We start from the raw sequence: 25,848 nt of genomic DNA, 5'->3' as shown, positions 1-25,848 counted from the left end.
GCCGCGATTCAGACTTCCTCGACGGTCACCTTCGAGGTGTAAAAGGCGATATGGTGGCCGATCTCGGCCACCTCGGGCATGGGGTCCTCGTAGGACCAGGCGGCGTCCTTGATCGTGCCTGACTTGGCAACGATATCGTAGTAGCGCGCTTCCCCCTTGTAGGGGCAGGTCGTGCCGGCTTCGGAGGCATCGAGAAAGACCATCGAAAGGTCGTCGCGCGGGAAGTAAATGACAGGCGGGTAATCGCCTTCGGTCAACTCCAGCGCCCGGGTGCTTTCGCCGAGCACCGCGCCGCCGGCGCGTACCACCCATGTGCCCGTCGCAGGCCGGATCTTGATATGGTCTGCCATCTTCGGTCTCCCTCTTGGCGCGTTTGTCGTGTCGGTTTGCACAGGATGTCTACCCTGCCGTGTATGACGGTCCCGTGTCGGTTCGGTTCCGGGCGCTCCGTCAGAGCGGCGCGCAGGCGGCTTCCAGCCAGTCCCGCGCCGGCCCTTCCAGTCGAGGGCCGATGCGCGCCACTGTATCCGCGTGATAGCGATCAATCCAGTGCCGTTCCGCCTCGGTCAGGGCGTCGATATCGATCAGGCGCCGGTCGATCGGAACCCAGGTCAGCGTCTCGAGTGACAGCATCGGGCGCATGTCGCCCAGCGCGGGGGCCTCTTGCACCACCACCAGGTTCTCGAGGCGAATTCCAAAAGCCCCCTCGCGGTAATAGCCCGGCTCGACAGACAGGATCATACCCGGTTTCAACGGTTCATGGCCGCGGCTGGGCGCGCGCGTGAACCCCTGCGGCCCCTCGTGCACGCAAAGATATGCGCCGACGCCATGGCCGGTGCCATGGCCATAGTCCAGCCCTGCCTGCCAGAGCGGATAACGCGCGATGCTGTCCAGGTCGCGCCCTGCGACCCCGTCGGGAAACCGCGCACGGCTCAGGGCGATCATGCCTTGCAGGACGCGGGTGAAGCAGGCCTTTTCCTCCGCGCCCACGGGACCGGTCGCGATGGTTCGGGTGATGTCGGTGGTTCCGTCCGCATATTGCCCGCCGGAATCCACCAGCAGCAGCGCGCCGGGGGTCACGGGGTTGTTGGTGGCCTCGGTCACGCGGTAGTGGACCACGGCGCCATGGGCGCCCGCCCCGCAGATCGTGTCGAAGGAAATGTCGCGCAGCGCGCCCGTGTCGCGGCGGAACTGCTCCAGCGCGCGGACCACGTCGATCTCTGTAAGGCCGCCGGCGGGGGCGTTTTCGTCCAGCCAGTGCAGGAAACGGCACATGGCGGCCCCGTCGCGCAGGTGCGCCTCGGTTGTGCCCGCGATCTCGGCCGGGGTCTTGATCGCCTTTGGCCGCACGCAGGGGTCCTGTTCATGGGCTACGGTGACACCATTCTCGGCCAGCACATCCGCCACGATCTGCGGACAGCTGGCCGGGTCGATCCGCACCGGCCCGTCAAGGTCGGTCAGCGCGGCGAGGAAGGCGTCTTGCCCCAGCACGGCGACATCCGGGCCAAGATGTTCGGTGATCGCGTTCGCCTTGCCAGGGCGCGCGAAAAGCTGGCAGGTGCCATCGTCCAGGAGCAGGGCAAAGCACTGCGGGACCGGGTTGCGCGGAATGTCGGCGCCTCGGATGTTGAGCAGCCAGGCAATCGAGTCGGGCAGCGTCAGCACCGCCACGCGATGTCCGGCCTTGCGCAGCGCGCCCGCCAGCCGCGCGCGCTTGTCCGCCGCGCTTTCTCCGGCCAGCGCCGCGTCATGGGCAAAGAAGCCCGCGTCGGGCGGGGCAGGGCGGTCGGTCCAGATGGCATCGACAAGGTTCTCGGTCGGGGTCAGGGCCAGCCCTGCGGTGCGCAGGTCATCGCGCAGTTCGGCAACCTCCTGCACCGTGTGCAGCCAGGGATCAAAGCCGACCGCGCCCCCGGACAGGTGATCGCACAGCCACGGCCCCAACCGGTTTTCCGGCCAGTCCACGGGCGTGAACTCGGCCGCCACCTGATCGCGCACTTGCACCCGGTAGCGGCCATCCACGAAGACCCCGGCCAGGTCGGCCAGCACCGCGCAGAATCCGGCCGACCCGGTGAAACCGGTCAGCCAGGCCAGCCGCGCGTCGCAGTCAGCGACGTATTCGCCCTGGTAGGCGTCGGCGCGCGGAACAAGAAAGCCCTTCAGCCCCCGTGCGGCCATATCCTCGCGCAGGGCGGCCAGCCGGGGCGGGCCCTGTTCGGGCGTGGACGCCGCCTCGAATGTCTGGAACATGGGCTTTCCCTTCATCTAGGCAAGAATAGACACCTCGGTGCGCCGCCGGCAAACGGACCCGGCCGCGGGGCCCGGACACGGTCAGGCGACGCGGCGCATCCCGAGCACCCGGGCGCGCTTTCGTGGATCGTTGTCGAAAAGCCCGGCCAGCTGTTCCGTCATGGCCCCGGCCAGCTGCTCCACGTCGGTGATCGTCACCGCGCGATCATAGTAGCGGGTCACGTCATGGCCGATGCCGATCGCGGTCAGTTCCACCGTGCGGCGCTTTTCGACCATGGCGATCACGTCGCGCAGGTGTTTCTCGAGATAGTTGGCCGGGTTCACCGACAGGGTGCTGTCATCGACTGGCGCGCCGTCGGAAATCACCATCAGGATCTTGCGCGCCTCCGCGCGGCGTTCCATCCGGCGATGCGCCCATTCCAGGGCCTCGCCGTCGATGTTCTCCTTCAGCAAGCCTTCTTTCATCATCAGCCCGAGGTTCTCTCGCGTGCGCCGCCACGGCGCGTCGGCGCGCTTGTAGATGATGTGGCGCAGGTCGTTGAGGCGGCCGGGCCCCTGCGGTCGTCCCTCGGCCAGCCAGCCCTCGCGAGAGGCACCGCCCTTCCAGGCGCGGGTGGTGAAGCCCAGGATCTCGACCTTGACCTGGCAGCGTTCCAGAGTGCGCGCCAGGACGTCGGCACAGATTGCGGCGATGGAGATGGGCCGCCCCCGCATCGAGCCCGAATTGTCCAGCAACAGCGTGACCACGGTGTCGCGGAATTCCGTGTCCTGTTCCACCTTGAAGGACAGCGGCGTGGTCGGGTTGGCCACGACGCGCGCCAGCCGCCCGGCATCAAGGATGCCTTCCTCCTGGTCGAAGGACCACGACCGGTTCTGCTGCGCTTGCAGGCGACGTTGCAACTTGTTGGCCAGCCGGCCCACGGCCCCCTTGAGCGGTTCCAGCTGCTGGTCGAGATAGGCGCGAAGCCGTTCCAGCTCGGCCGCCTCTGCCAGGTCCTCGGCGCCTATTTCCTCGTCGTGGTCGGTGCTGAAGACGGTGTAGTCCGGATCCGCCTCGGAGACGGGCTGCGGCGCGGGTGGCTCCAGCGGGGCCTCGCCCTCGGGGCGTTCCATGTCCTCTTCCAGCTCGTCGCTGGCGTCCTCGTCGAGGCTGACCTGCGCTTCCGATGCGTCCTGCGTCTCTTCCTGGCTCTGCTCGGGCTGGGCCTCGGCCTCTTCGGGGTCGTCGGTGTCCTCCTCGCCGGCGCTGTCGGGCTGATCCTGGTCCTCCTCGCCGGTGTCTTCATCCTCCTGGTCCTGGGGCACGTCGTCGGGGTCATCGCCCAGCTGGTCGCCATAGCCCATGTCGTCGATGAGCTGGCGGGCAAACCTGGCAAAGGCCCTCTGGTCGGTCAGGCAGGTTTCGAGGTCCTCCAGCGTTTCGCCGCATTGTTCCTCGATGTAGCCGCGCCACAGGTCCATCACATTGGCCGCGCCCCCGGGCAGGTCGCGCCCGGTGGCCAGGTGCCGGATCAGGTAGCCCGCGGCGGTGGCCAGCGGCGCCTCGGACTTGTCGCGGATCTGGTCGTAGCCCTTGCGTTCGGCCTCGTGCCCGATCCGGGCGTCGATATTTCCGGCCGTGCCCGGCATGTGGCGCGCGCCCACGGCTTCGACCCGCGCCTTCTCCATCGACTCGTAGAGGTCGCGGGCCATCTGCCCCTGGGGCATGTAGCGCGCGGCCACGGAGGGATCGTGGAACTTGTGGTGCAGCGCGTAGGCATCCGAGGTGCCCCGAGCCAGCAGCACCTCGTCGCGGGTCAGGCGGCGGCTGATCTGGGGCAGGCGCACGCTGTCGCGCGTGGCACCCGGCGGGTCCACGGTAAAACTGACCGCGAGATCGGCATCGTCGGCCATGACCTTGGTGGTCTCGGCCAGGGCCTTCTTGAACGGGTCGGCTGGGTTGTCACTGGGTTTGGACATCACGTTCCCTTGTGGGGCCGGCGGGAAGAACTTTCCAGAAATTTCTTCCGCGCGGGCATCACCCCAGACTCAGGCTCGCCGCGCTTTCGGGCAGTTCCTCGTCGAAGCAGCGCTGATAGAATTCCGCCACGGTCTGGCGCTCCAGCTCGTCGCACTTGTTCAGGAAGGACACGCGGAAGGCATAGCCGACGTCGCCGCCGAAGATACGCGCGTTCTCGGCCCAGTTCAGCACCGTGCGCGGGCTCATGACCGTGGACAGATCACCGTTCATGAAGGCGGTCCGGGTCAGGTCGGCCACGGTTACCATCTGGCCGACGATCTTGCGGCCCTTCTCGGAATTGTAATGCGGCGACTTGCCAAGCACGATCGCCGCCTCGGCGTCATGGGACAGGTAGTTCAGCGTGCTGACCAGCGACCACCGGTCCATCTGGGCCTGGTTGATCTGTTGGGTGCCGTGATAAAGGCCGGTGGTGTCGCCCAGCCCCACGGTATTGGCCGTCGCGAAGAGGCGGAAATTCGGGTTCGGCGTGATGATCTCGTTCTGGTCCAGCAGGGTCAGCTTGCCATCGTGTTCCAGCACCCGCTGGATGACGAACATCACGTCGGCGCGGCCCGCGTCGTATTCATCGAAGACGATGGCGACGGGGTTGCGCAGGGCCCAGGGCAGGATGCCCTCGTGGAACTCGGTCACCTGCTTGCCGTCGCGCAGCTTGATGGCGTCCTTGCCGATCAGGTCGATCCGGCTGATGTGGCTGTCCAGGTTGACCCGCACGCAGGGCCAGTTCAGCCGGGCGGCCACCTGTTCGATATGCGTGGACTTGCCTGTGCCGTGATAACCCTGGATCATGACGCGGCGGTTGTAGCCAAAGCCGGCCAGGATCGCGAGCGTGGTGTCGGGGTCGAACTTGTAGGTCGAGTCGATTTCAGGCACGCGCTCGCCGCGGTCGGCGAAGCCCTTCACCTTCATGTCGCTGTCGATTCCGAACACATCGCGGACCGAGATTTCCTCGGTCGGTTTGCTCATGGGATCAAGCGTGCCGTCTGCCATGGAGTGTGCTCCCTTGGAAAAATACAGCGCCGGGATGCACCATATCGCGGGGGCCTGCAAGAGGCGTGGCCGGTATCGTGCTGGCGCAGGCCCGGCGAAAACGGCTTGCACCGTGCCATCGGCTCGGTCTTGATGGCCCCATGACGGAACAGGCCGATCTTGACACCATGCTGTCGCGCGTGGGCCTTGGGGACCGCGGGGCCTTCGAGGCGCTTTACCACGCGACCTCGGCGAAACTATTCGGCGTCTGCCTGCGTGTCTTGAAGAACAGAGCCGAAGCCGAAGACACCCTGCAGGAGGTCTATCTGCGCATCTGGGATGCCGCCGTGGGCTTTCGCCCCGGCCAGGCCAGCCCGATGAGCTGGATGATCACGATCGCCCGCAACCGGTCGATCGACAAGTTGAGGGCGCGCAAGCCCGGCACCGAAAGCACGCAGCGGGCCGATGGGACCGATCTTCTCGCCGACCTGGCCGACGATGCGCCGGGGCCCGAACGCAGCGCCATGGCCGCCGACACGCGCGCGCAGGTGCTAAGGTGTTTCGAGGAACTGCCCGAGGATCGGGCGATTGCCGTCCGCCGCGCCTATCTGGACGGGGACACCTATACCGAACTGGCACGCCATTTCGACGTGCCGCTCAACACGATGCGGACCTGGCTGCGCCGCAGCCTGACAAAACTGAGAGACTGCCTGTCGCGATGAGTGAGCAGACCCCATATGACGACGACTCCGTGCTGGCCGCGGAATACGTGCTCGGTCTGCTCGACGGACCCGAGGCGCAGCTTGCGCAGATCCGAATGGCCGAGGATGCCCGGTTCGTCGATCTTGTCCGGGCCTGGGAGGCCGAACTGGCCGGCATCGCCCAGGAGGTCGCGCCGGTCGATCCGCCGCCGCGGGTCCTGGCGGAGCTGCGCCGCGACATCTTCGGCCACCAGGACCGCCGTTGGTGGCAGAAGATCGGCTTGATACCCTCGATCGTGGGGGCGGCCGCCGCCGCGGTTCTGGTGCTGATCGCGGTGGAATTCGGCGTTCTCGACACCGGCGCGCCGCCTGTGCCGGATTACCAGGCCGAACTTGCCGCGGAGGGCAGCGATCTTGTCGTTGCCGCCGCCTACCTGGACGAAAGCGGCGAACTCCTGGTCGATCGCCGCGCGGGGGGTGCCCGCCCCGGCCGCGCGCTGGAACTCTGGCTGATTCCCGAAGGTGCGGCGCCCATCTCGCTGGGGGTTCTGCCCGGGGGCCGCCAGGCCGCGCTGTCAGTGCCGGCTGAAGTGCAGCCGCGGCTGGGCGAGGGCGCGGCGCTGGCAATCTCGGACGAGCCGCCGGGCGGATCGCCCACCGGCGCGCCAACCGGGGATGTGCTCGCCGTGGGGCCGATCACGGCCCTGTGACCGCTGACGGGCATTTTTTTCCGAAACATCTGAAACTAACCGCCGGGTCCTTGCGTGACTTCTGGCATCTCCGGCGATCCTGCCGGGTGCAAAGAAGACGAGGAGGACCGACAATGTCCAACAAGACCATTCTTTCCACCGCCGCTGCCCTGGTCGTGGCATCTGCACCGATGGCCTGGGGCGAAGCCCATGAAATGGCTGGCAACCCAACGGTCGGCGGCGCGTCGATGATGGCCGACATGAACATCATCGAGAACGCGGTGAATTCGCCCATCCACACCACGCTTGTCGCCGCCGTGCAGGCGGCCGACCTGGTCGAGACGCTGCAAGGACCGGGGCCGTTCACGGTTTTCGCCCCCACCGACGCTGCCTTCGACATGATCGCAGACGAGTCGCTCAACGCGCTGTTGCAACCCGAAGCCAAGGCGCAACTGACGCAAATCCTGACCTGCCACGTGATCGGCGCCGAGGCCTTCTCGGATGCCATCGGAGGGATGATCGCCGATGATGGCGGCGCACACCCCGTGGAAACGCTGGGAGGCTGCACGCTCACGGCCGAAATGTCGGGGGACGACATCACCCTGACCGACGAGAACGGCCGCGAGGCGACCGTGACCATTGCCGACGTGGACCAGTCCAACGGCGTCATTCATGTGATCGACCGCGTGATGCTGCCCCGGCAGTAACGGGTGGTGGCCGGGATCTGACTCTCACCCGGTCACAACCCCGTGCGCCACGTCGATCAAAGGTCCCCTCGGCGTGGCGCATACCCTACCTTGTCCAACGACAGTCAACAGGAGGTACCACATGAACCGCCGCGACTTTTCCATCCTGGCCCTGGGCGCTGCGCTTTTCGGTGCGCGCACGGCCCGGGCCGCCGAGGGCGACTTCGAGGTGACGCGCACCGAGGCCGAATGGCGCGACATGCTGTCCGACCTCGAATACCGCGTGATGCGCGAGGATGGTACCGAGCCGGCCTATTCCAGCCCGCTGGACAAGGTCTACGAGCCGGGCACTTATCACTGCCGCGGCTGCGACCAGGCGCTCTATTCCAGCGAGCACAAGTATGACAGCGGCACAGGCTGGCCCAGTTTCTGGCAAGCGCTGCCGGATGCCATCGAGACCAAGCCCGACCGAAAGCTGTTTTTCGTGCGCACCGAGTGCCACTGCGACCGCTGTGGCAGCCATCTTGGCCATATCTTCGACGATGGCCCGGACCCGACCGGAAAGCGGCACTGCCTCAACGGTGTGAGCCTGGTTTTCAAGCCGGCGTGAGACAGGTGACGATTGGTAAACAGTTCTTTTCCAACCGCGCGTCTTTCCGCCCTCATGGTGCCACATTGGTCCGGTGAAACGTCCCGAAAACCGAGGGTGCCAGGCACATGAATGCAAGAACACGTTTCCGGACCGGTCCGACCGAAGGCCAGCGTGCGCGGCTGATTGCCTTTTTCCTGGTCGCGCTCTTCGGGATGATCATGGGCTACCTTGCCGTGCTGCGGTTCAACGATGGCACGGCCCTGGCGGGGGGCTTGAACTGGTACGAAACCTGGATCGTCGTCGCCGCCGGTCTTGGGGGTGTCTCGGCGCTCTGGCTGGCCGGTGATCGCGTCGGCCAGCATGGCCCGAGGACGACGCCGCGCGTCCTGGCCGGCCTGATCTGGGTCAGCCTTGTCGGGGCGATCATTGCGGGGACACTCGCGCTGCCGGTCTACGGCACCATGTTCGCGCCGTTCACACTGGTGGTGACACTGATGACATCGCCCCTGGTGGTCCTGTTCTGGACGGCCTGCATGGGGGCGGTTCACATGTGCATGGTAACCTACCGCAGCGAGCGGGATTCCGTCTTCACGCCGAACCGTCTGACCCCGCCGGACTGCCCGGACAGTCTTCCGCTTCGGGTGCGGGGCCACTTCGGCTGATCCCAGCCGCGGGTCCGTAGATCCCTGAACCCCCCGCTCGCTGCCGCGCCCGGAGCGGTCGCGGGTCGGTCCAGCAACGCGCTATTCCTTGAAGCTGCGGCTGGCCTTGATCTGGTCCCAGGCCCAGACGACCTCGGCGAGCTGCTCCTCCTGGCTGCGGTCGCCGCCGTTCATGTCCGGGTGCAGCACCTTGATCAGCTTCTTGTAGACCTTGCGGATCTCCGACTTGGTCCAGTGATCCTTGGCATCCAGGATCTCGATCGCCTTGCGCTCGGTCGGGGGCAGGCGCCGGGTGCCCTCCACGGACTTGCCGGGGTTCTGGGTGGCCTTCTCGCCCAGCACCTGGTGCGGGTCCTCGATGCCCAACCGGGCCCAGGCGCGCTCTTCGGCGGATTTCTTGAACGACTGCGTGCCGCGTTCCCAGACCCGGTCCTTCTGGGTCTGTTCCTCCATCTCGTCCTCGGTCGAGGTCTCGAAGAAATTCCACTTCAGGTTGTATTCGCGCACATGGTCCTTGCAGAACCAGTAATAGTCATCCAGCGTATCGGGGTTCTTGGGCGCACGGTACTTGCCCGCCTCCTCGCAGCCGGGATGCTCGCAGACCCGGGTCGAGGTCTCGAAGGCCCCCGACATGCCCCGCCGCCCGCGCGGCTTTTTCTTCTTGGACGCCGACACCGAGATGTCGAAACCGAAGGGGTCATCCTTGCGCATACGGTCCACCTTTCCGACTCGGAGCGGTGAGTTTAATCCTCATGACTGGATATTGAAGGGGGGAGGCGAAAATAATGCGGCTTGAACGCGAGATTCGGCACAGCCTGCAAGAGGCTTTCGCACCTGTTCGGCTGGCTGTGATCAACGAAAGCCACCTGCACGCGGGCCACTCGGGCGATGACGGGAGCGGTGAAAGCCACTGGCGTGTGGAGATCGAGGCACCGGCCTTTGCCGATATGTCGCGCATCGCGCGGCACCGCGCGGTTCACGCGGCGCTGGGCCCCGGCATCATGAACCGCATTCACGCGCTGTCGCTGGATATCCGCTGAGCGCCGGATGCGCCGGTCGAAGCTTCTTCGGGCGGCGCGTCGACCGCCCCTGACGGTGGAAGGGCGGCCGCGGTGTCCTCGGGGCCGTTGGGGCTCAGCGGACGGCGAAAGACCAGCAGGTGCCGGAAAGTGGTGGTCCGCCCGGTCAGTCCCTGGCGTTCCTCGACCGGCAGGATATCGGTGCGCATGTAGTCCCAGCCCGCAGCCCCGAAATCGTTCATGACGGTTTCCAGGGCAAGGGCAAAGCGCGCCTCGGCGCCCTTCACACCCTTCGCCTTGTGCCCCTTTCGGGGGGCTGGAACGATCTTGTATTCGTAGGCTTGCATGGCGTTGTCCTGTCTGAACCCGCCCTGATCATAGCCTTGGGCGTGGTCCTGGCCAAGGTGGCCGTCGTGCGTCGCGCCCCGCCGGCTTGGCGGAGGCTCTCAGAGGCCGAGCTTGCCGGCCACGATCTCGTTCACCGCCTTGGGGTTGGCCTTGCCGCCCGTGGCTTTCATCACCTGGCCCACGAACCAGCCCGCCAGTTTCGGGTTTTCCTTCGCTTTCTCGACCTGCGCGGGATTGGCGGCGATCACCTCGTCCACCGCGGCCTCGATGGCGCCGGTGTCGGTGACCTGCTTCATGCCGCGGTCCTCGACGATCCGCGCGGGATCGCCGCCCTCGGTATAGACGATCTCGAAGAGGTCCTTGGCAATCTTGCCGGAAATGTCGCCCTTGCCGATGAGGTCGAGGATGCCGCCCAGCTGCGCGGGGCTGACGGGGCTGTCGGTGATCGCGCGTTCGTCCTTCTTGAGGCGGCCGAACAGCTCGTTGATGACCCAGTTGGCGGCCAGTTTGCCGTCGCGCGCCCCCGAGCCGTCCCCGATGATCGCCTCGAAATAAGCGGCGTTCTCGTGTTCGGCGGTCAGGACGGAGGCATCGTAGTCGCTCAGCCCGAAATCCTTGATGAAGCGCGCCTTCTTGTCGTCGGGCAGTTCGGGCAGGGTGGCGGCGATCTCGTCCACCCAGGCCTGTTCGATTTCCAGCGGAAGCAGGTCGGGGTCGGGGAAGTAGCGGTAATCATGCGCCTCTTCCTTGGAGCGCATGGACCGCGTCTCGCCCTTGTCGGGATCGAAAAGCCGGGTTTCCTGCACGACCTTGCCGCCGTCTTCCAAGAGCGCGATCTGGCGGCGGGCCTCGTAATCAATGGCCTGCTGGATGAACCGCATGGAATTCATGTTCTTGATCTCGCAGCGGGTGCCCAGGTGGCCGAAATCCTGGGTATCCATGTAGCGTTCGTAATCGCCGGGCCGACAGACCGAGACGTTCACATCGGCGCGCAGGTTGCCCGATTGCATGTTGCCCTCGCAGGTGCCCAGGTAGCGCATGATCTGGCGCAGCTTGACGATATAGGCGGCGGCCTCCTCGGGGCCTCGAATGTCCGGGCGACTCACGATTTCCATCAGGGCGACGCCGGTGCGGTTGAGGTCCACGAAGGACATGTGCGGGTCCATGTCGTGGATCGACTTGCCCGCGTCCTGTTCCAGGTGGATGCGCTCGATGCGCACACGGCGCGCCGTGCCGTCGCCCATTTCGACCAGCACGTCGCCCTCGCCCACGAGCGGGTGGTAGAGTTGGGAAATCTGGTAGCCTTGGGGCAGGTCGGGGTAAAAGTAGTTCTTGCGGTCGAAGGCCGAGGCGAGGTTGATCTCGGCCCGCAGGCCCAACCCGGTACGCACGGCCTGGGCGACGCAGCCCTCGTTGATCACCGGCAGCATGCCCGGCATCCCGGCATCCACGAAAGCGACGTTGGAGTTCGGCTCGGCGCCGAACTGCGTCGAGGCCCCCGAAAAGAGCTTGGCCCGCGTGGCGACCTGGGCGTGTACTTCCATGCCGATCACCAACTCCCAGCTGCCGGTGGCGCCAGAGAGCGTCTTGGGCTTGGGGGCGTCATAGGTCAGGTCAAGCATCGCGGGGCCTCTTCAAGCTGGTACGAGGCCCGTTTAGGTCAGCCGCGACAGGCTGGCAAGAGGACCCGGAGGCTAGAAACGCAGCAGCGGCCGGCGCGTCGCCTTGATCAGGCTGACCGTCTGGCTGCCTTCCTCGCCCAGGGCCAGCGTGGCGCGGCGGAGCACCTCGATCCCCTCTTCCGAGGTCTCGGGCAGGGCGCTGGGCGCGATGGGTTCGCCCACGGTGACGACATAGGGCTGATCGGCCTTGTTCAGCGTCTCGTGGAACAGGGTGATGTCCTTGAGCGAGGAATGCAGCACGTCAAAGAGGTAGAACAGCACCGAGTTGCGCGCGCGCATGTTCACCGGGATCACCGGCAGGTCGAACTTGCGTGCCAGCATCGCCGCCGAGGGCATCCAGGGACGTTCGTGCAGTTGCAGGCCACGCCGCTGGGCCAGCCGCCCCGACGGGAACATGACGCCGAGCCGTTCGTCGCGCACGGCCCGGCGCATGTAGGCCATGGTCTCGCGGGTCTTGCCGTGGCTGCGCCGGTCCTTGCGCCATTCGACGGGGGCGATCATGTCCTCCATCTGGGGCATCACCGAAAGGATGTCCTTGTTGGCGAAGTAGAAGGCATCCGGCCTGATCTGCGCCAGCAGCCCGTGCAGGATGATGCCGTCCGCGATCCCCGTGGGGTGGTTGGCCACGATCAGCGCGGGGCCATTGGCGGGAATGTTGTCCAACCCGCGGGCGGTGACATGCTTGCCGAGAAGATGAAACATCTCGTCCATGATGGTGGCGCTGGGGGCGTCGCGCAGGGCGGTCGCGATCTCGACGGTGCGTTCATACGACAAGGCCCGGTCCAGCACCTTGCGGGCCAGCGCGGTTCCGGGCCGGTCGGCGAAAAGCCACGGCGCGCGGTCCTCGATCAACGGGTCGATACGATCTTTCATGGCCTCAACCTTCATCACGAACGGGTGACGATTCCACGACATACTAGCATATCGCGGCAATTCGGCGCGCTTTCGCCCGTTTTCAACCCGGAATCAAGGAAAAGGGATGCCGCTCGTGCGCGATTCCGGCCTGGTCCAGCGCGGTGGCCAGCGCCTCTGCCGGGGCGTGCAGTTCCGGCGGCAGGCGGTGCAGGCGCCCGTTGATATCGACGATTGTCAGGCGAATCCCCATGTCCATCCGCCGGTCGATGCGCAGATGCCCGATGTCGGCCGCGTCCATCGCGCCGTTGCTGCGCCCCGTTTCCCAGGTCATGCGGTCGGGGTAGATGGTCAGCCGGACCTGCCGGTCGGCGATCCAGTCGACAAGCGCGGGCAGGGCGAACAGCCCGAACAGCCCGGCCCAGATCAGGGACAGGTCGATGGCCCGGACGGCCAGCGCCAGCCCGCCCCAGATCGCCAGCGCGAGCACGAGGTTCAGCGGGCGGCGCCCGCGGCGCCCGAAACTGGCGATCGGGGTGTCGCTGACCATCAATCAGACCCCTTGAGCATCCGCTGGACCATCTCGGCGCTGTCGCGTGACAGGTCGGGCTTGGCGCCGAGCCCTTCCAGAACCTTCTTTATCCGGGCCTGCCGGTCCGTGTCGTAACGGCGCCAGGTCTCGAAGGCGGTGCTGATCCGCGCGGCGGTCTGGGGGTTGATCGCGTCGAGCTTGCCCAACCAGTCGCCGAGCAACCTGTAGCCCTTGCCGCCGGGCGCATGGAACCCTGCCGCATTGGCCGACAGGCTGCCGAAGACGGCGCGGAACCGGTTGGGGTTTTTCCAGGTGAAGTCAGGGTCCCGGGTCAGGGCCTCGGCGATGTCGGCCGCCCGGTCCGGTGCGGCACGGGCCACTTGCAGGCCGAACCACTTGTTCATCACGAGGCGGTCATGCTGCCATTGGTCCCGGAAAGCGCGGGTTTCGGAGTCGCCCTTGCCGATGGTCAGAAGGCAGGCCAATGCCGCAAGTTGCTGCGTCATGTTGTCGGCCCGTGCGAATTGCGTTGCCGCCATCTTGCCACCGTCCAAACGGCTGACCAGTGCCAGAACCGCATTGCCAAGGCTGCGCTGCCCGGCGCTTTTCGCATCCGGGCTGAAGGGGCCGGTCTGCGCCATGTCGGCAAGCAGGCCGGGCAGGGTGTCCTTCATGTGCCGGGCCATGGCCAGCACCAGTGTGTCCAACGCGCCGTGGATCGCCGTGGGGTCGGGGGTGTGCCCCCGATCGTAAAGGGCCTGGGCCAGGTCGTCCTGCGACGGCAAGCCCAGCACCAGCGCACGAAAGGCGGGGTCAAGCCTGTCATCGCGCAGCATGGCCCGCACGGCGTCAAGGTAGGCCATGTCCGGGGCGGCGCCCGCGCTGACCATGCGGCACAGCAGGTCGCGGGCAAAGGCGCGCCCGGCTTCCCACTTGTTGAACGGGTCCGTGTCATGAGCCATCAGCAGGGCGCGCGTTGCATTGTCGGTGTCCTGCGACAGGATCACGGGCGCAGAGAAATCCCGCAGGATCGAGGCGACAGGCCGGGCCGGCAACCCTTCGAAGGCAAAGCTCTGTTTGGCCTGCGTCATTTCCAGAACCCGGGTGGGCAGCACTTCGTCACCCCCGGGGGTCAGCAGTCCCATGGCGATGGGGATCACCTGCGGACGCTTGTCGGGCTGTCCGGGGGTCGGAGGCGTATGTTGTGTCAGATGCAGGTGAAAGATGCCATCTTGCCACTCCTCTGTCACGGACAGTCGGGGCGTGCCGGCCTGGGAATACCAGCGTTTGAACTGCGACAGGTCGCGGCCGGTCGTGTCCTCGAAGACCTTGAGCCAGTCTTCCATCGTGCAGGCCTGGCCGTCATGGCGTTCGAAGTAGAGATCGAGCGCGCGCGAATAGGCTGCATCCCCCACGAGACGCTTGAGCATTCCGATCACCTCGGCGCCCTTCTCGTAGACGGTCGCGGTGTAGAAGTTGTTGATCTCAATATAGCTTTCGGGCCGGACCGGGTGGGCGAGCGGGCCATTGTCCTCGCGGAACTGGCGGGCGCGCAGGGCGATGACATCGTCGATCCGCTTGACCGCGTGACTGCGCTTGTCGCCGGTGAACTGCTGGTCGCGGAACACCGTCAGCCCCTCTTTCAGACACAATTGGAACCAGTCGCGGCAGGTGATGCGGTTGCCGGTCCAGTTGTGGAAGTATTCATGTGCGATGATCGCCTCGATACGCTCGAAATCGGCATCGGTGCTGGTGTCGGCGCTGGCCAGAACGCAGGAGGAGTTGAAGATGTTCAGCCCCTTGTTCTCCATCGCGCCCATGTTGAAATCGTCCACGGCGACGATGTTGAACATGTCCAGATCGTATTCGCGGCCATGGGTCCGCTCGTCCCAGTCCATCGACGCCTTCAGCGCTTCCATCCCCCAGGCGCATTTGCCTTCGTCGCCGGGACGGACCCAGAGGTTGAGGTCCACGGTTCGGCCCGACCGGGTGGTGAAGCTGTCGGAATGCGCCACCAGATCGCCCGCCACGAGCGCGAAGAGATAGGCCGGCTTGGGCCACGGGTCGTGCCATTCGGTGAACCCGTCGCCCGCCGCGCCGGGATTGCCGTTGGACAGCAAGACGGGCAGGTCGCTTTCGATGCGCACGGTGAAGGGGGCCATGACGTCGGGGCGGTCGGGGTAATAGGTGATGCGGCGAAACCCCTCGGCCTCGCACTGGGTGCAGAACATCGCATTCGACAGGTAAAGCCCCTCCAGCGCGGTGTTCGCGGCGGGGTTGATCTCGACCTCGGCTTCCCAGGTGAAAGGCGCGTCGGGCACCGCGCAGGTCAGGCCCGCATCGGTCATCTCGGGATGGACGGTCGCGCCGTCGATGCGTGCCCACTTGAGGTCCAGCCCCTCGCCGTCGAGCGCGAATGGGCCGGGCGCATCGCGATTGGGGCTGAAGCGGATGCAAGAGATCACTCGCGTCGCCTCCGGGTCCAGCCGGAAGGTCAGGTGCACCTCGTCCACATGATAGCCGAAGGGTCGGTAGTCGTTCAGGCGGATGGTCCGGGGGGCAGCGTCTTTCATGCGGTCTCCTGTCTGGGGCACAGGTCAGCCTAGGCCCGCCCCGTCTGAGCGGCAAGTCTTGGCGGGCGGGCGCGCCGCGTTACATCCCGCCCCATGCATGTGGTCTGGTTCAAACGGGATCTGCGCGTCAGCGATCACGCGGCCCTCGCGGCGGTGCCCTCGGGTGCGCCGGTCCTGCCGCTCTACGTCGTTGAAACGGATTACTGGGCCGGGCCGGACACCTCGGCGCGTCAGTGGGACTTCACAGCCGAATGCCTTGCCGTGCTGGGGGCCGACCTTGCGCGGCGGGGCGCGTCGCTTTGCGTCCGAAACGGCGACGTGGTGGCCGTGCTCGAAGACCTGCACCGCCAGCGCCCGATCACGGCCCTGCTCAGCCACGAGGAAACCGGCAACGGCTGGACCTACGCCCGGGATCGCCGCGTTGCCGACTGGGCGCGCGGCGCGGGCGTGCCCTGGCGCGAATTCCCGCACTCGGCGGTGGTGCGGCGGCTGGACACGCGCGACCGCTGGGCATCGCGCCGCGAGGCGGTGATGCGCGCCGAGGTCATCCCGGCGCCGACCCGGCTGGCCGGGGTCGCGGAGCCCTCCGACCCGCTGCCCGTCGCGGACGATCTCGGCCTGCCGCCCGATCCCTGCCCGGGGCGCCAGACCGGCGGACGGCCCGCGGCGCTGGACCTGCTGGACAGCTTTCTGAACACGCGCGGCCAGGACTATCGCCGCGCCATGTCCTCGCCGCTGGCGGGGGCCGAGGCCTGCTCGCGCCTGTCGCCGCATTTCGCGCTGGGCACGCTGACGGTGCGCGAGGCGGTGCAGGCCACCGCGCGGCGCCAAGCGGAGGTCCGCACGGCCGGGCGGCGCGATGGCTGGGCGGGGTCGCTCAAGTCCTTTCAGAGCCGCCTCGCCTGGCGCGACCACTTCATGCAGAAGCTGGAGGATGAACCGGCGTTGGAATGGCGTTGCCTGCACTCTGCCTACGAAGGCCTGCGCGAGGATGATCCGGATTTGCGCGCGGCCTGGGCCGAGGGGCGCACCGGCCTGCCTTTCGTCGATGCCTGCATGCGTTCGTTGATCCATACCGGCTGGCTGAACTTCCGGATGCGGTCGATGCTGATGGCGGTGGCCTCGTACCACTTCTGGCTGGATTGGCGGGCGACGGGTGAACACCTGGCGCGGCTCTTCACCGATTACGAGCCCGGCATCCACTGGAGCCAGGTGCAGATGCAATCGGGCACCACCGGCATGAACACGGTGCGCATCTACAACCCCGTCAAACAGGGCCACGACCAGGACCCGACCGGTGCCTTTACGCGGGCCTGGGTGCCGGAGCTGGCCCCGGTCCCGGATGCGCTTTTGCAGGAACCCTGGCGCTGGGACGGCGCGGCCGGGCTGGCCTATCCCGCCCCGGTGGTCGATGTCGCATCCGCCGCGCGTGCCGCGCGCGAAAAGGTATGGGCGGTGCGGCGTGGCGGGGGCTTTCGCAACGAGGCCGTGCGGCTGGTCGAAAAGCACGCCAGCCGCAAGGACCGGGCAGGCCGCTTCGTCAGCGACCGCGCCCCGCGCCGAAAACGGACGGCGACGGACACCCGCCAGTTGAGGATGGACCTGTGATGGCCCGCATGCGTCGCAAATCCGACCTGCCGCAAAAGACCTGCGCCGGCTGTGGCCGCCCCTTTACCTGGAGGCGCAAATGGGCGCGGCACTGGGAACAGGTGCGCTACTGCTCTGATCGCTGCCGCAAGGTCAGGGGCGCAAGATGACGGGCAGCCGGGCCCTGCCGCGCAGGCCCAGCCGTTTCAGCATGGGCAGGGTCTCGGCCGGTTCGGCCAACCTGGCATCGGGGAAACGGTCGAATAAGCTTTGCGCGGCGATCTGCGCTTCGGTCCGGGCCAGCTGCATGCCCAGGCAAACATGGGTGCCATGGCCGAAGCCCAGGTGCCGGTTGGGTTTGCGATCTGCCTGGAAGGCATGCGGACAGGAAGCATGCGTGCTGTCCCGGTTGGCCGCGATCAGCAAGGGCACGACCCGGTCCCCGCGCTGCAGCGCCTGCCCGCCCAGCGTCACCGGGCGGGTGACGTGGAAGGCATTGGTGAACATGACCGGCGCGTGAAAGCGCATGACCTCCTCGATGAAGAGCGGCCAGGCCGCAGGGTTGGACTGGAGTGTCGCGCGCAGCTCTGGCGCCTGCAGCAAGGTGGAAATGGCATTGCCGATCAGATGGGTGGTGGTGTCGAAGCCCCCGATGAAGAGCGCCACGACCATGGCGAGCAATTCATCATCCGAGAGCGTCTCGGGGTCGCCGTCATGCACCCGTACCAGATCGCCGATCAGACCTTCGCGGCCCCCTGCGCGCCGCACCCGCTCGAAATCCGCGCGAAAATGGTGCGACAGGCGCCGCAGCCCCGGCACCGCGCGAAAGAAGCCCGGCACGCTGGCCACCGATCCCACTGGTGTCACGCACCGGATCACCTTCTCGCGGTCGTCCTCGGGAATGCCCAGGACCTCGCAGATGGCCAGCAGGGGCAGGCGACGGTTGTAGCCGGCCACCAAGTCCACGGGCCGGTCGGTGGGCAGATCGTCCAGAAGCGCGGCCACCATGGCCTCAAGCCGTGGGCGCACCCGGTCGATGCCGATGCTGGAAAACCCCGGCGCCGCGAGCCGCCGCAGCCGCGCGTGTTCGGCACCGTCCAACATGGTGACATTGCGAAACAACGGGTGGATGAAGCGCGGCACCCACCAGAAGAACCGCTCGGGGGGCGGATTCCCAGCTGTCGTGGGATTGCGGCAGAAGGTGGCGGCATCGTCCAGCACACGGTGCGAGTCCTCGTGCGTGGTGGTTGTCCAGACCTTTCCCAGTATGGGCAGACGCAAGCGTACCAGCCGCCCCGTTTTCTGCAGCTCGTCAACCAGGGACGCCGGGTCCTTGAGAACCTCCTGGGCGTGAAGATCGGGTCGCATGATCTTGCAATCCTCGTATGGCTGGTTGTCCGCGCCTGTCCGTGGTCCTGTGCACAGGTGCAGGGCTCACCCGGCTTTGCAATCTACCGCATCTCTCATATTTAGGGGACAGTAGAACAAGGATAAAGACATGGCTCGACCGGTTGTCGGCATCATTGGCAACGCGCACCTCATCAACGACGAATACCCCGCCCACGCGGGGGGCACGATGAATTCGACCGCCATTTCCCGCGTGGCCGGCTGCCTGCCGATGATCATTCCGCCCGATCCGGGACTGGTGCAGGTGGATGAATTGCTGGAGACCTGCGACGGCTTCCTGCTGACCGGGGGGCGGCCCAATGTTCATCCCGCGGAATACGGCGAACCCCCGACCGAGGCGCATGGCACCTTCGACCGTTGCCGCGACGCCATCACGCTGCCGCTGGTGCGCGCCTGCGTTGAACGCGGGCAGCCGGTTCTTGGGGTCTGCCGCGGCTTCCAGGAGGTCAATGTCGCCATGGGCGGGACGCTGTACCCGGAGATCCGCGATCTGCCCGGCCGCGATAATCACCGGATGCCGCCAGACGGTACGCTGGAAGAGAAATTCGGCCTGCGCCATGTTGTAACGCTGAGCGAGTCCGGTCCCTTCGCGCGGCTATTCGGCGCGCAGGAGGTGCTGACAAACACGCTGCACGGGCAGGGAATCAAGGACCCGGGCGCGCGCATCGTCATCGACGGGCATGCACCCGACGGCACGCCCGAGGCGCTTTTCGTGCGCGATGCACCCGGGTTCACGCTGTCGGTGCAGTGGCATCCGGAATGGAACGCGGAGCAGGACCCGGTCTCGCGTCCGCTTTTCGATGCCTTCGGCGCGGCGTGCCGCGCATGGGCCGGCCGCGATCGCGTGGTCCTGCGACGCGCCTGAGCGACCGATGGGTCCGGCGCCGTGCGGAGCAACCACGAAAAAGTGCCGGCTGCGCTTATCCGGTCGAGTGTGTCGTGAGTGCATCAAGGCGCCCCGCTTTCGCGCCATTTCGCAGGCGACCGGTTGATTGGCCCGGTCTGCGGGCAAATGGTTGACGCAACGTTACTCGGGGCGACTCCGGTATCGAGGCGTTCGGCCACTGGCGGCCGATATCGGCCGTGGGTCCACCCTGAACGATTGGTACAGTCTATTTGTAGGGGGTTAAAGACATGAAGAACTTTGCACGACTTCTGACAACATCGTCGGCCGTTGCGCTCGGCGTGCTGGCCGCGGGCGCCGCGGCGCAGGACTCATCCACGGCGAACCTGATCTTCGCGGTCGACGAATCCGGGTCCATGGCAGGTGAGCACAATTTTCTTTCCGGTTTCGCAAGCGATGTCGACACCGCGCTTTCTGGATCGGGCTTTTCGACCGTGAACTTCGGCCTCACCGGGTATGGCGGCGGTGGTTCGGGGAATCTTGGGCGAACGATCGATGTTGATGGCGCCTTGTTCGGAGACGCCGCCTCCTTCGCCACGGCGACGGGCAATCTGGTGACGAGCGGATCGGATGAGGACGGCTGGGCCGCCATCGACTTCGTGCTGAACACCTACACCATCCCGTCCGGCGAAAGCACCACGATCATCCTGGTCACGGATGAACCGCGCATCCCCGAAGTGCCAGCGCTGTCTTACGGTGATGTGGAGGCGGACCTCGATGCCGCCGGCGTCAACCTGATCTCGGTCGTGGACGCGCGTTTTGAAGACGCGACTGGCACCGAGGCCATCGCCACCGACGGGGCCACCGCCTACGTTCAGGATGGCACCGGATTTACCACTGCCCCCTTCGGCAGCGTGACCGGCGCGGACGGCTCTACCGAGGCCGACTACATCGACCTGGCCTTTTCCACCCCCAACGGGTGTGCGGCAACCCTCAACGAGTTGCGCGATGGCGGGGACGCTGCGACGGCGTTTTCCGCCGTGCTGCTGGAGTGCCTGACCATCGCCGCGTCCGGCGGTGGCGGAACCCAGACCGTTCCGCTGAACCAGTATCGCGACACCACCAAGACAGTCATGGACAACCACCGGGCGCAGGTGCGCCGCATGGCCTACGGGATCGGGGTCGATTTCGCGTCCGAGGGCGCGCAGGTCAGCATGAGCACGCGCGATCAGAGCACGGCCTTCGACATGGGCGGGCTGCGCGGTTACTTCGCGGTGACCGGGTATCAGGGTGAGATCGACGCCTTCGAAAACAATGCAGGGCTGGACTATGACGGGCGCGGCTTCATCCTGGGCATCGACCGGACCGGGGACCACGCCGCGGGCCATCTGCGCTACGGCATGTCGCTCGGGTTCGATTCCATCGGCGCGGACCTCGAGGCATCGCAGGGGTCGCTCGATACCGAAAGCACAACCCTGCAGGTCTATGCGGCCTACCGGCAAGCCGAGGGACCTTATGCCCTGGGGCACATGCAATTCGCCTTGCACGATTTCACCAACACCCGGATCGACGGGGGAACATCGCACGTTGGCACACCGGACGGGCGTTCTTTCGGGACCGAGGTCGAGACCGGCTACGGGATGACGCCGATTGCCCTTGGCGACGACGGACCGGGAGCGGCGATGTTGCAAATGACGCCCTTTGCCGCGATCGGCTATGAGCGTCATGCCGTCGATGGCTACACCGAGAGCAACAACGGCGTGACCGTCGCGGATTTCGACGAGGATGCCGTCTATGCGCGGGCCGGGCTGAGAAGCGAATTCGACGTCACCCATGCCGGAACCCGGTTTTACGGTGCGCTCGAAATCTCGGCCACGGATCGTCTCGACGGCGAGACGAGAGCCGTCCCGTTGAACGGCGGGCTCGACTCGGCCGTGATCACCTCGGGCGATGACCGTCGCGTCGATGTGCGGTTCGAAACGGGGGCCGAGATCAACGAAAACAGCCGCGTGTTCCTGAACCTTGACGGCGGCTATTCCGACCACGCCGAACAGTACGCGGCAACGGCCGGTTTCGAGATGAGGTTCTGACAGGTCTTGCCGTCGCCCCTCGCCAAGGAGGGGCCGTCGGACGGGTCGCGACGAAGATCGGCGCCCGTGGGCAAGCCCCGGGCGCCTGTTCCCCTCGGGACATTTGAACGGGGGCGTCAAGGCGGTGGGTTCACGTCGCGGCAGACCGGTGTCGTGTCCGCCCCACGAGCGGGAAACCGAACCGCTGGGGCCTGGTTCAGTCGCGGATCAGGCGTGCCTCGTGTGCCTTCAGGCAGCGCCGGGCCGTCTGGCCGTATTGCGTCAGGTCGCTGCGCAGGGCCGGAAACAGGGTGAACAGCTCTTCGCGCGCGGGGTCGCCCAGGGCGCCAACGCCGTAGCTGCCAGGGTGGAAGCTCTCGGTCGGGGTGCCATCGGCAAAGACAATCTCGTGTTGGTCCAGCAGGAAATGGACATAGGTGACCGTGCCGCCCTCGACGCGGCTCACGGCAAGGTCATCGACAAGGTGATTGGCCGCCACCAGCACCTCGGACTGGCCAAAGAGAAGCTCTGCCCGATAGCCCTGGAACAGCACCCTGTGCTGGGGTGAGACCAGCAGCTCGGTTTGCAGGCCGGGCAAAACCCGTGGCGCGATGCGCACCGGCGCCAGCGCGCCTGTTGCGGCCACCGTACGCGCCTCGATCCAGCGGACCGGTTGCAGCCCGTGGTCGCGCGTGATCACCATGTCCCCCTTGTTCAGCTGCTCGACCGGTACGGCCCCGCGCGCCGTCGCGATCCGTGTGCCGGGGGTGAAGCAGATGATGTTCTCGATCCCGTCGAAGGTCAGGACCGTACCATCATCCAGCGTGACCGAACCGTCCTGGCTGGTGTTGCCGCTGGCGTTGGTAAAGGTGTTGTCGATGGACAACGTCGAGAGATCGGCCAGGTCACCAAGTTGCAGCGTGTCGCCGCCACCAAGGATTTCGCCGGTGCCGCCGCCGTCAATGGTGATCGGGCCGTTGCCGGCTTCGCCAAGGTCCTCGAGGACGAAGGTGTCGTTGCCGTCGCCGCCATCTGCCGTGTCGCCCTCGGCGAAGGCGAGACTGTCGTCGCCCTCGCCGCCGGCCAGGCTGTCCGCCCCCGTTCCGCCGTCGAGCGTGTCATCGCCCGCGCCGCCGTCGAGCGTATCGTCGCCTGCCTCGCCGAAAAGGGTGTCGATGCCGGCGGTTGTCCCCGGGCCGATGATGAGGGCGCTGCTGGCCAGGTCCTCGGATGCGCCGCTGGGCGGGGTGACGCTGCCCGAGATCACTTCACCGCCCGCGTTTTCCCAGTGGCGGACCTCGATCGTGTAAACCTGCCCGGCCTGGAGTGTCACCGTGCCCGAATTGGTCGTCGGGGCCTGGTGGCCGTCGTTGTCCATGAAGGTGCCGGTCGTGCCATCCTGGTCCCAGGTCAGAGGGTCGCCGTTGCCGTCGAGAATCCGGATGGTGGACCCATCGTCGGAGGTGGTCGAGAACGTGTGGGTGCCGGTTTCGGAGGCCTCGAGCTGCGAGGTGTAGATGACGCCGAAGTCGTCGGGGTCGCCGGTGGTGCCGCGCGCGCCGTTGACCAGCCCTCTGGAGTCGAAATCGCCGGTCTCGCCGCTTTCCACGAGCGTTCCGGATTCGATGTCGAATGCCTGTCCGTCCGCCGAGGTGAAATCGCGGTCATAGACTTCGTATGTCCATTGGCCGACAGCGCCGGTCCCGTCTCCTTCGATCGTGTCATTGCCGGCGCCGCCGTAGATCTCGTCATCGCCCGCGCCGCCCGAGATCGTGTCGTCCCCGGGGACATCGGGCACCGTGTCGAAATGCACATCGCTGAGCCAGATCCCCTGCGTGCCGTCCTGTCCGTTGGCATAGTTGATCTCGATGCTCGAAACCGGACCGGCGATTTCCACGAGGGCCGAGCCGCCGGCCTCGTCGAAGTCCTCTGCAACCTCGTCGGCGGTGATCGTGTTACCTGACAGGGTGTCGCCGCCATCGAGCGTGAAGGACACCGGAACCAGGTTGCCATCCGCGTCGTAGGCATTGACCGTCACGATGTCGGTATGGTTTCCGATTCCCCAGTCGATGTCGTTCAGACGGAAACTGACGTTTTCAACATCATCGGTCACGCTGCCCGATGCGGCCGCGAAGTCTATCGTCGTGGTCGAGGTCGCGCCGTCGCCATTGCCAAAGAGCAAGACGTTGGAGTTGCTGTCGAAGGGGTCGCCGGCGTCGGTGTAGACCGTGTCCGTCGTTTCGACGTTGAACGTCGCGTTATTGTCGCCGTCATCGCGAAAGGACACGGTAACGTCGATTTCACCAGTGTTCTGCGTGAAGCCGGCCGAGATATCCGCACCGTCCGCGCCTTCGTCGGCCCAGGTCAGGACCTCGCTGGGGGCGGTGCCACTGTTGCCGGGCTCGAAATCGCCGTAAATCGTGTCGTTGCCCGCGTCGCCCCGGATCGAGTCATCACCGAATCCGGCGATCACGGTGTCGTCGCCTGCCCCGGCCTCGATCACGTCGGCAAGGCCGTCAGCGCCGTCGACCAGGTCGCCTTCGGGGTCGCCCGTGTAGGCGGCGTCGATCATGTCATTGCCGCTCGTGCCCTCGACCGTGCCATCCTGCGGAAAGAAACCGTCGTTGAAATCCGCGTAGTTGAAGACCGGGTCGCCTGAGTTGGCGTCCGGGTTGCTGTCATAGGCGATGACTTCGTAGCTGGTATTCGGGTCGAGGGGCTTTTCCGACAGGGTATAGCTTCCCGCGGCATCACCGTCCTCGACATCGAATTCGACGATCTGGAATTCCTCTCCGGTGTTCAGGTCTCGGACTGTCCAGGCCCTTTCGGCATCCGCATCCGACCCGGTCGAGCTTTGGCCGCCAACAGTCACATCCGCGGTGGCGCTTTCGTTGCCGTTGGAGTCGTCGTCGAGCGTCTGGCCTTCGATCCCCGGTTCGGTGTCGGTGATCGTGGCGCTGCCCGTGGCGGTCGCAGGGCCGGTCCAGGTAAAGGTATCCCCGGTCCCCGTGGGGATGATGGACATCGGGTCAACATCGTAGAACAGAATTTCATTCGTCGGCATTTCCAGCCCCTTGAGATGTTGCGCGCGCGCCCTGGACGATACATCGCGACGGGCCTACCGGTGGTTTCTGCAGATCGGGTTAAGGGAACAATTCGTCACAATTTCGATGCGACCCGTCCAATTTGCGGGCATTTGCGGCAATGCCTTGGCAGGGCGCCGCAATGTTGCCAGGATTTCCACGCCCCGGCGCGGTCCGATGCGCTGATACGGCCTCGACATTCAAAAATGTGAATGGAATATTCCACGCAGCCCGACGAACGGTGCATACGGTTTCTATATGAGGACCCCAATGCCACGACAAGCCCATTCACCCCCGGTTTCCATCCGGTGTCCCGAAGGCGGCTCCGGCCCGCGTCCGCAGAAGGGCAGGCACCGATTGGCACCAGGTAGCGTGGTTGCCGCATGACCGCCCTGCGCTGGATCGACATTCCGCCGGTGTGGCTGGCGCTGGCGTTGGCCGCCGCTTGGCGGCTGGGCCAGTGGCGTCCCTTTGGCCTGTCCTTTGGCGGAGACTGGATCGGCTTGCCGGGCGGGCTGTTGGTGGGGGCGGGACTGGTGCTGATGGCCCTTGCCGTGGCCGAGATGCGGCGCCAGGGTACCACGGTCATACCGCACATGGAGGCCGAACACCTGGTGCAGACGGGCATCTTCAAGCGGACGCGCAACCCCATTTACCTGGGCGATACACTGGTCCTGGGGGGGCTGATCCTTTACTGGGACGTGCCGCTGGCGCTGCCGTTGATTCCGCTCTTCGTCTGGATCATCGAACGCCGCTTCATCCTGCCCGAGGAAAAGCGCCTGCGCCGCAAGTTCCGGCAGGATTTTTTCCGCTATACCCAGAAGACCCGCCGCTGGCTGTGACGCGCGGGGCGTCTTGTCGGAAATGGACGCATTGGTGTCGCACCGGCTTGAGAAATGATGTTGCGCGCGATAGGCACGCTTAACTGCCTTAACGAAAAGGGGGACTGGCCCGTGAAAATCGGTGCACCTAAGGAGATCATGGAGGGCGAGAACCGGGTCGCGATGACCCCGGCCTCGGCCAAGGACCTGCAGAAGCTCGGTTATGACTGCGTGATCGAGACCAAGGCCGGCGCGGCCGCGGGGTATTCGGACGCAGACTACAAGGACGCCGGGGTCGAAGTCGTCAAGACCGGCGCCGCGCTCTGGAAGTCTTCTGATATTGTTGCGAAGGTTCGTGTTCCGACGGAGACGGAGCTTAAGCGGCTTCGGGCGGGGCAGACGCTGATCACCTTTTTCAACCCTTCGGAGAACGAAGAGGGTCTGGAACTGGCGAGGTCCAAGGGC

Annotated in this window: 23 protein-coding genes and 1 pseudogene; 12 read left to right on the top strand and 12 right to left on the bottom strand. The window is 66.0% G+C overall.

Annotated elements, in window-relative coordinates; all coding sequences use genetic code 11:
* Positions 1 to 8 precede the first annotated feature (8 nt).
* The 4 genes from VJ897_RS06115 to cobS form a co-directional block, all read right to left on the bottom strand.
* Entirely contained in the window at positions 9 to 350 is a 342-nt protein-coding gene (locus VJ897_RS06115) for a DUF427 domain-containing protein (protein WP_324054228.1), read from the bottom strand.
* A gap of 100 nt (positions 351 to 450) precedes the next feature.
* Positions 451 to 2,250 (bottom strand): aminopeptidase P family protein, encoded by a 1,800-nt coding sequence (locus VJ897_RS06110; RefSeq protein WP_324054226.1) that lies wholly within the window; start codon positions 2,248 to 2,250, stop codon positions 451 to 453.
* Between the two features lie 81 nt (positions 2,251 to 2,331).
* A complete protein-coding gene (gene cobT, locus VJ897_RS06105; protein ID WP_324054224.1) occupies positions 2,332 to 4,209 on the bottom strand; it encodes a cobaltochelatase subunit CobT in 1,878 nt (625 codons plus the stop codon).
* Between the two features lie 58 nt (positions 4,210 to 4,267).
* Positions 4,268 to 5,257, bottom strand: coding sequence for a cobaltochelatase subunit CobS (cobS, locus tag VJ897_RS06100; protein ID WP_324054222.1), 990 nt, complete (start codon positions 5,255 to 5,257; stop codon positions 4,268 to 4,270).
* Positions 5,258 to 5,397: 140 nt separating this feature from the next.
* Here cobS and VJ897_RS06095 point away from each other — a divergent pair, with 140 nt between their 5' ends.
* From VJ897_RS06095 to VJ897_RS06075, 5 genes are all read left to right on the top strand, one after another.
* Positions 5,398 to 5,958 carry a sigma-70 family RNA polymerase sigma factor gene (locus tag VJ897_RS06095; RefSeq protein WP_324054220.1) on the top strand — a complete coding sequence of 187 codons (561 nt, stop codon included), beginning with the start codon at positions 5,398 to 5,400 and terminating at the stop codon, positions 5,956 to 5,958.
* Positions 5,955 to 6,647, top strand: a complete 693-nt coding sequence (locus tag VJ897_RS06090; RefSeq protein WP_324054218.1) for an anti-sigma factor — start codon at positions 5,955 to 5,957, stop codon at positions 6,645 to 6,647. The genes VJ897_RS06095 and VJ897_RS06090 overlap by 4 nt, the downstream gene beginning before the upstream one ends.
* Positions 6,648 to 6,760: 113 nt before the next feature.
* The gene (locus VJ897_RS06085; RefSeq protein ID WP_324054216.1) at positions 6,761 to 7,333 is read left to right on the top strand and encodes a fasciclin domain-containing protein; all 573 of its coding nucleotides are present in this window, start codon (positions 6,761 to 6,763) and stop codon (positions 7,331 to 7,333) included.
* 121 nt (positions 7,334 to 7,454) lie between these two features.
* Positions 7,455 to 7,922: a peptide-methionine (R)-S-oxide reductase MsrB gene (msrB, locus tag VJ897_RS06080; RefSeq protein WP_324054214.1), complete on the top strand. Its 468-nt coding sequence runs from the start codon at positions 7,455 to 7,457 to the stop codon at positions 7,920 to 7,922.
* 107 nt (positions 7,923 to 8,029) lie between these two features.
* Complete coding sequence (locus tag VJ897_RS06075; RefSeq protein ID WP_324054213.1) at positions 8,030 to 8,566, top strand: hypothetical protein; 537 nt, start codon at positions 8,030 to 8,032, stop codon at positions 8,564 to 8,566.
* Between the two features lie 81 nt (positions 8,567 to 8,647).
* Here VJ897_RS06075 and VJ897_RS06070 read toward each other — a convergent pair whose 3' ends face one another.
* Positions 8,648 to 9,277 carry a J domain-containing protein gene (locus VJ897_RS06070; protein WP_324054211.1) on the bottom strand — a complete coding sequence of 210 codons (630 nt, stop codon included), beginning with the start codon at positions 9,275 to 9,277 and terminating at the stop codon, positions 8,648 to 8,650.
* A 74-nt stretch (positions 9,278 to 9,351) separates the two neighbouring features.
* Here VJ897_RS06070 and VJ897_RS06065 point away from each other — a divergent pair, with 74 nt between their 5' ends.
* Positions 9,352 to 9,606 (top strand): BolA family protein, encoded by a 255-nt coding sequence (locus tag VJ897_RS06065; protein WP_324054209.1) that lies wholly within the window; start codon positions 9,352 to 9,354, stop codon positions 9,604 to 9,606.
* Here the strand turns inward: VJ897_RS06065 and VJ897_RS06060 are convergent.
* The 5 genes from VJ897_RS06060 to pepN form a co-directional block, all read right to left on the bottom strand.
* Positions 9,579 to 9,932: a DUF4177 domain-containing protein gene (locus VJ897_RS06060; RefSeq protein ID WP_324054208.1), complete on the bottom strand. Its 354-nt coding sequence runs from the start codon at positions 9,930 to 9,932 to the stop codon at positions 9,579 to 9,581. The genes VJ897_RS06065 and VJ897_RS06060 overlap by 28 nt on opposite strands.
* Positions 9,933 to 10,031: 99 nt before the next feature.
* The gene (gatB, locus tag VJ897_RS06055) at positions 10,032 to 11,555 is read right to left on the bottom strand and encodes an Asp-tRNA(Asn)/Glu-tRNA(Gln) amidotransferase subunit GatB (RefSeq protein WP_324054206.1); all 1,524 of its coding nucleotides are present in this window, start codon (positions 11,553 to 11,555) and stop codon (positions 10,032 to 10,034) included.
* Between the two features lie 72 nt (positions 11,556 to 11,627).
* The gene (locus VJ897_RS06050; protein WP_324054204.1) at positions 11,628 to 12,488 is read right to left on the bottom strand and encodes a 1-acyl-sn-glycerol-3-phosphate acyltransferase; all 861 of its coding nucleotides are present in this window, start codon (positions 12,486 to 12,488) and stop codon (positions 11,628 to 11,630) included.
* Between the two features lie 82 nt (positions 12,489 to 12,570).
* Positions 12,571 to 13,017, bottom strand: a complete 447-nt coding sequence (locus VJ897_RS06045) for a hypothetical protein (RefSeq protein ID WP_324054202.1) — start codon at positions 13,015 to 13,017, stop codon at positions 12,571 to 12,573.
* Positions 13,017 to 15,572: an aminopeptidase N gene (gene pepN / locus VJ897_RS06040; RefSeq protein WP_324054200.1), complete on the bottom strand. Its 2,556-nt coding sequence runs from the start codon at positions 15,570 to 15,572 to the stop codon at positions 13,017 to 13,019. The genes VJ897_RS06045 and pepN overlap by 1 nt, the downstream gene beginning before the upstream one ends.
* Positions 15,573 to 15,665: 93 nt before the next feature.
* Here pepN and VJ897_RS06035 point away from each other — a divergent pair, with 93 nt between their 5' ends.
* Positions 15,666 to 17,180: an FAD-binding domain-containing protein gene (locus tag VJ897_RS06035; protein WP_324054198.1), complete on the top strand. Its 1,515-nt coding sequence runs from the start codon at positions 15,666 to 15,668 to the stop codon at positions 17,178 to 17,180.
* Positions 17,180 to 17,329, top strand: coding sequence for a DUF2256 domain-containing protein (locus VJ897_RS06030; protein WP_324054196.1), 150 nt, complete (start codon positions 17,180 to 17,182; stop codon positions 17,327 to 17,329). Before VJ897_RS06035 ends, VJ897_RS06030 begins: the two co-directional genes overlap by 1 nt.
* Here the strand turns inward: VJ897_RS06030 and VJ897_RS06025 are convergent.
* Positions 17,313 to 18,527, bottom strand: coding sequence for a cytochrome P450 (locus VJ897_RS06025; RefSeq protein WP_324054194.1), 1,215 nt, complete (start codon positions 18,525 to 18,527; stop codon positions 17,313 to 17,315). The two genes, VJ897_RS06030 and VJ897_RS06025, sit on opposite strands and share 17 nt — an antisense overlap.
* 130 nt (positions 18,528 to 18,657) lie before the next feature.
* On the opposite strand from VJ897_RS06025, the gene VJ897_RS06020 reads away from it, so the two are divergent.
* Together VJ897_RS06020 and VJ897_RS06015 are read left to right on the top strand one after the other, a co-directional pair.
* Positions 18,658 to 19,431, top strand: coding sequence for a gamma-glutamyl-gamma-aminobutyrate hydrolase family protein (locus tag VJ897_RS06020; RefSeq protein ID WP_324054192.1), 774 nt, complete (start codon positions 18,658 to 18,660; stop codon positions 19,429 to 19,431).
* Between the two features lie 269 nt (positions 19,432 to 19,700).
* Entirely contained in the window at positions 19,701 to 21,500 is a 1,800-nt protein-coding gene (locus VJ897_RS06015) for an autotransporter domain-containing protein (RefSeq protein WP_324054191.1), read from the top strand.
* Between the two features lie 196 nt (positions 21,501 to 21,696).
* Here VJ897_RS06015 and VJ897_RS06010 read toward each other — a convergent pair whose 3' ends face one another.
* On the bottom strand, positions 21,697 to 24,543 hold the full coding sequence (locus VJ897_RS06010; protein ID WP_324054189.1) for a Hint domain-containing protein: 2,847 nt from the start codon (positions 24,541 to 24,543) through the stop codon (positions 21,697 to 21,699).
* Positions 24,544 to 24,945: 402 nt separating this feature from the next.
* Here VJ897_RS06010 and VJ897_RS06005 point away from each other — a divergent pair, with 402 nt between their 5' ends.
* Together VJ897_RS06005 and VJ897_RS06000 are read left to right on the top strand one after the other, a co-directional pair.
* Positions 24,946 to 25,404 (top strand): methyltransferase family protein, encoded by a 459-nt coding sequence (locus tag VJ897_RS06005; RefSeq protein WP_324054187.1) that lies wholly within the window; start codon positions 24,946 to 24,948, stop codon positions 25,402 to 25,404.
* A gap of 111 nt (positions 25,405 to 25,515) precedes the next feature.
* Positions 25,516 to 25,848: pseudogene (locus tag VJ897_RS06000) on the top strand (Re/Si-specific NAD(P)(+) transhydrogenase subunit alpha); the annotation flags it as partial.

Source organism: Salibaculum sp. (assembly GCF_035270045.1).
Classification (GTDB): Bacteria; Pseudomonadota; Alphaproteobacteria; order Rhodobacterales; family Rhodobacteraceae; genus Salibaculum.
Note: the sequence above shows the minus strand (reverse complement) of the source record. Positions and strands in the feature narration are given on the sequence as shown.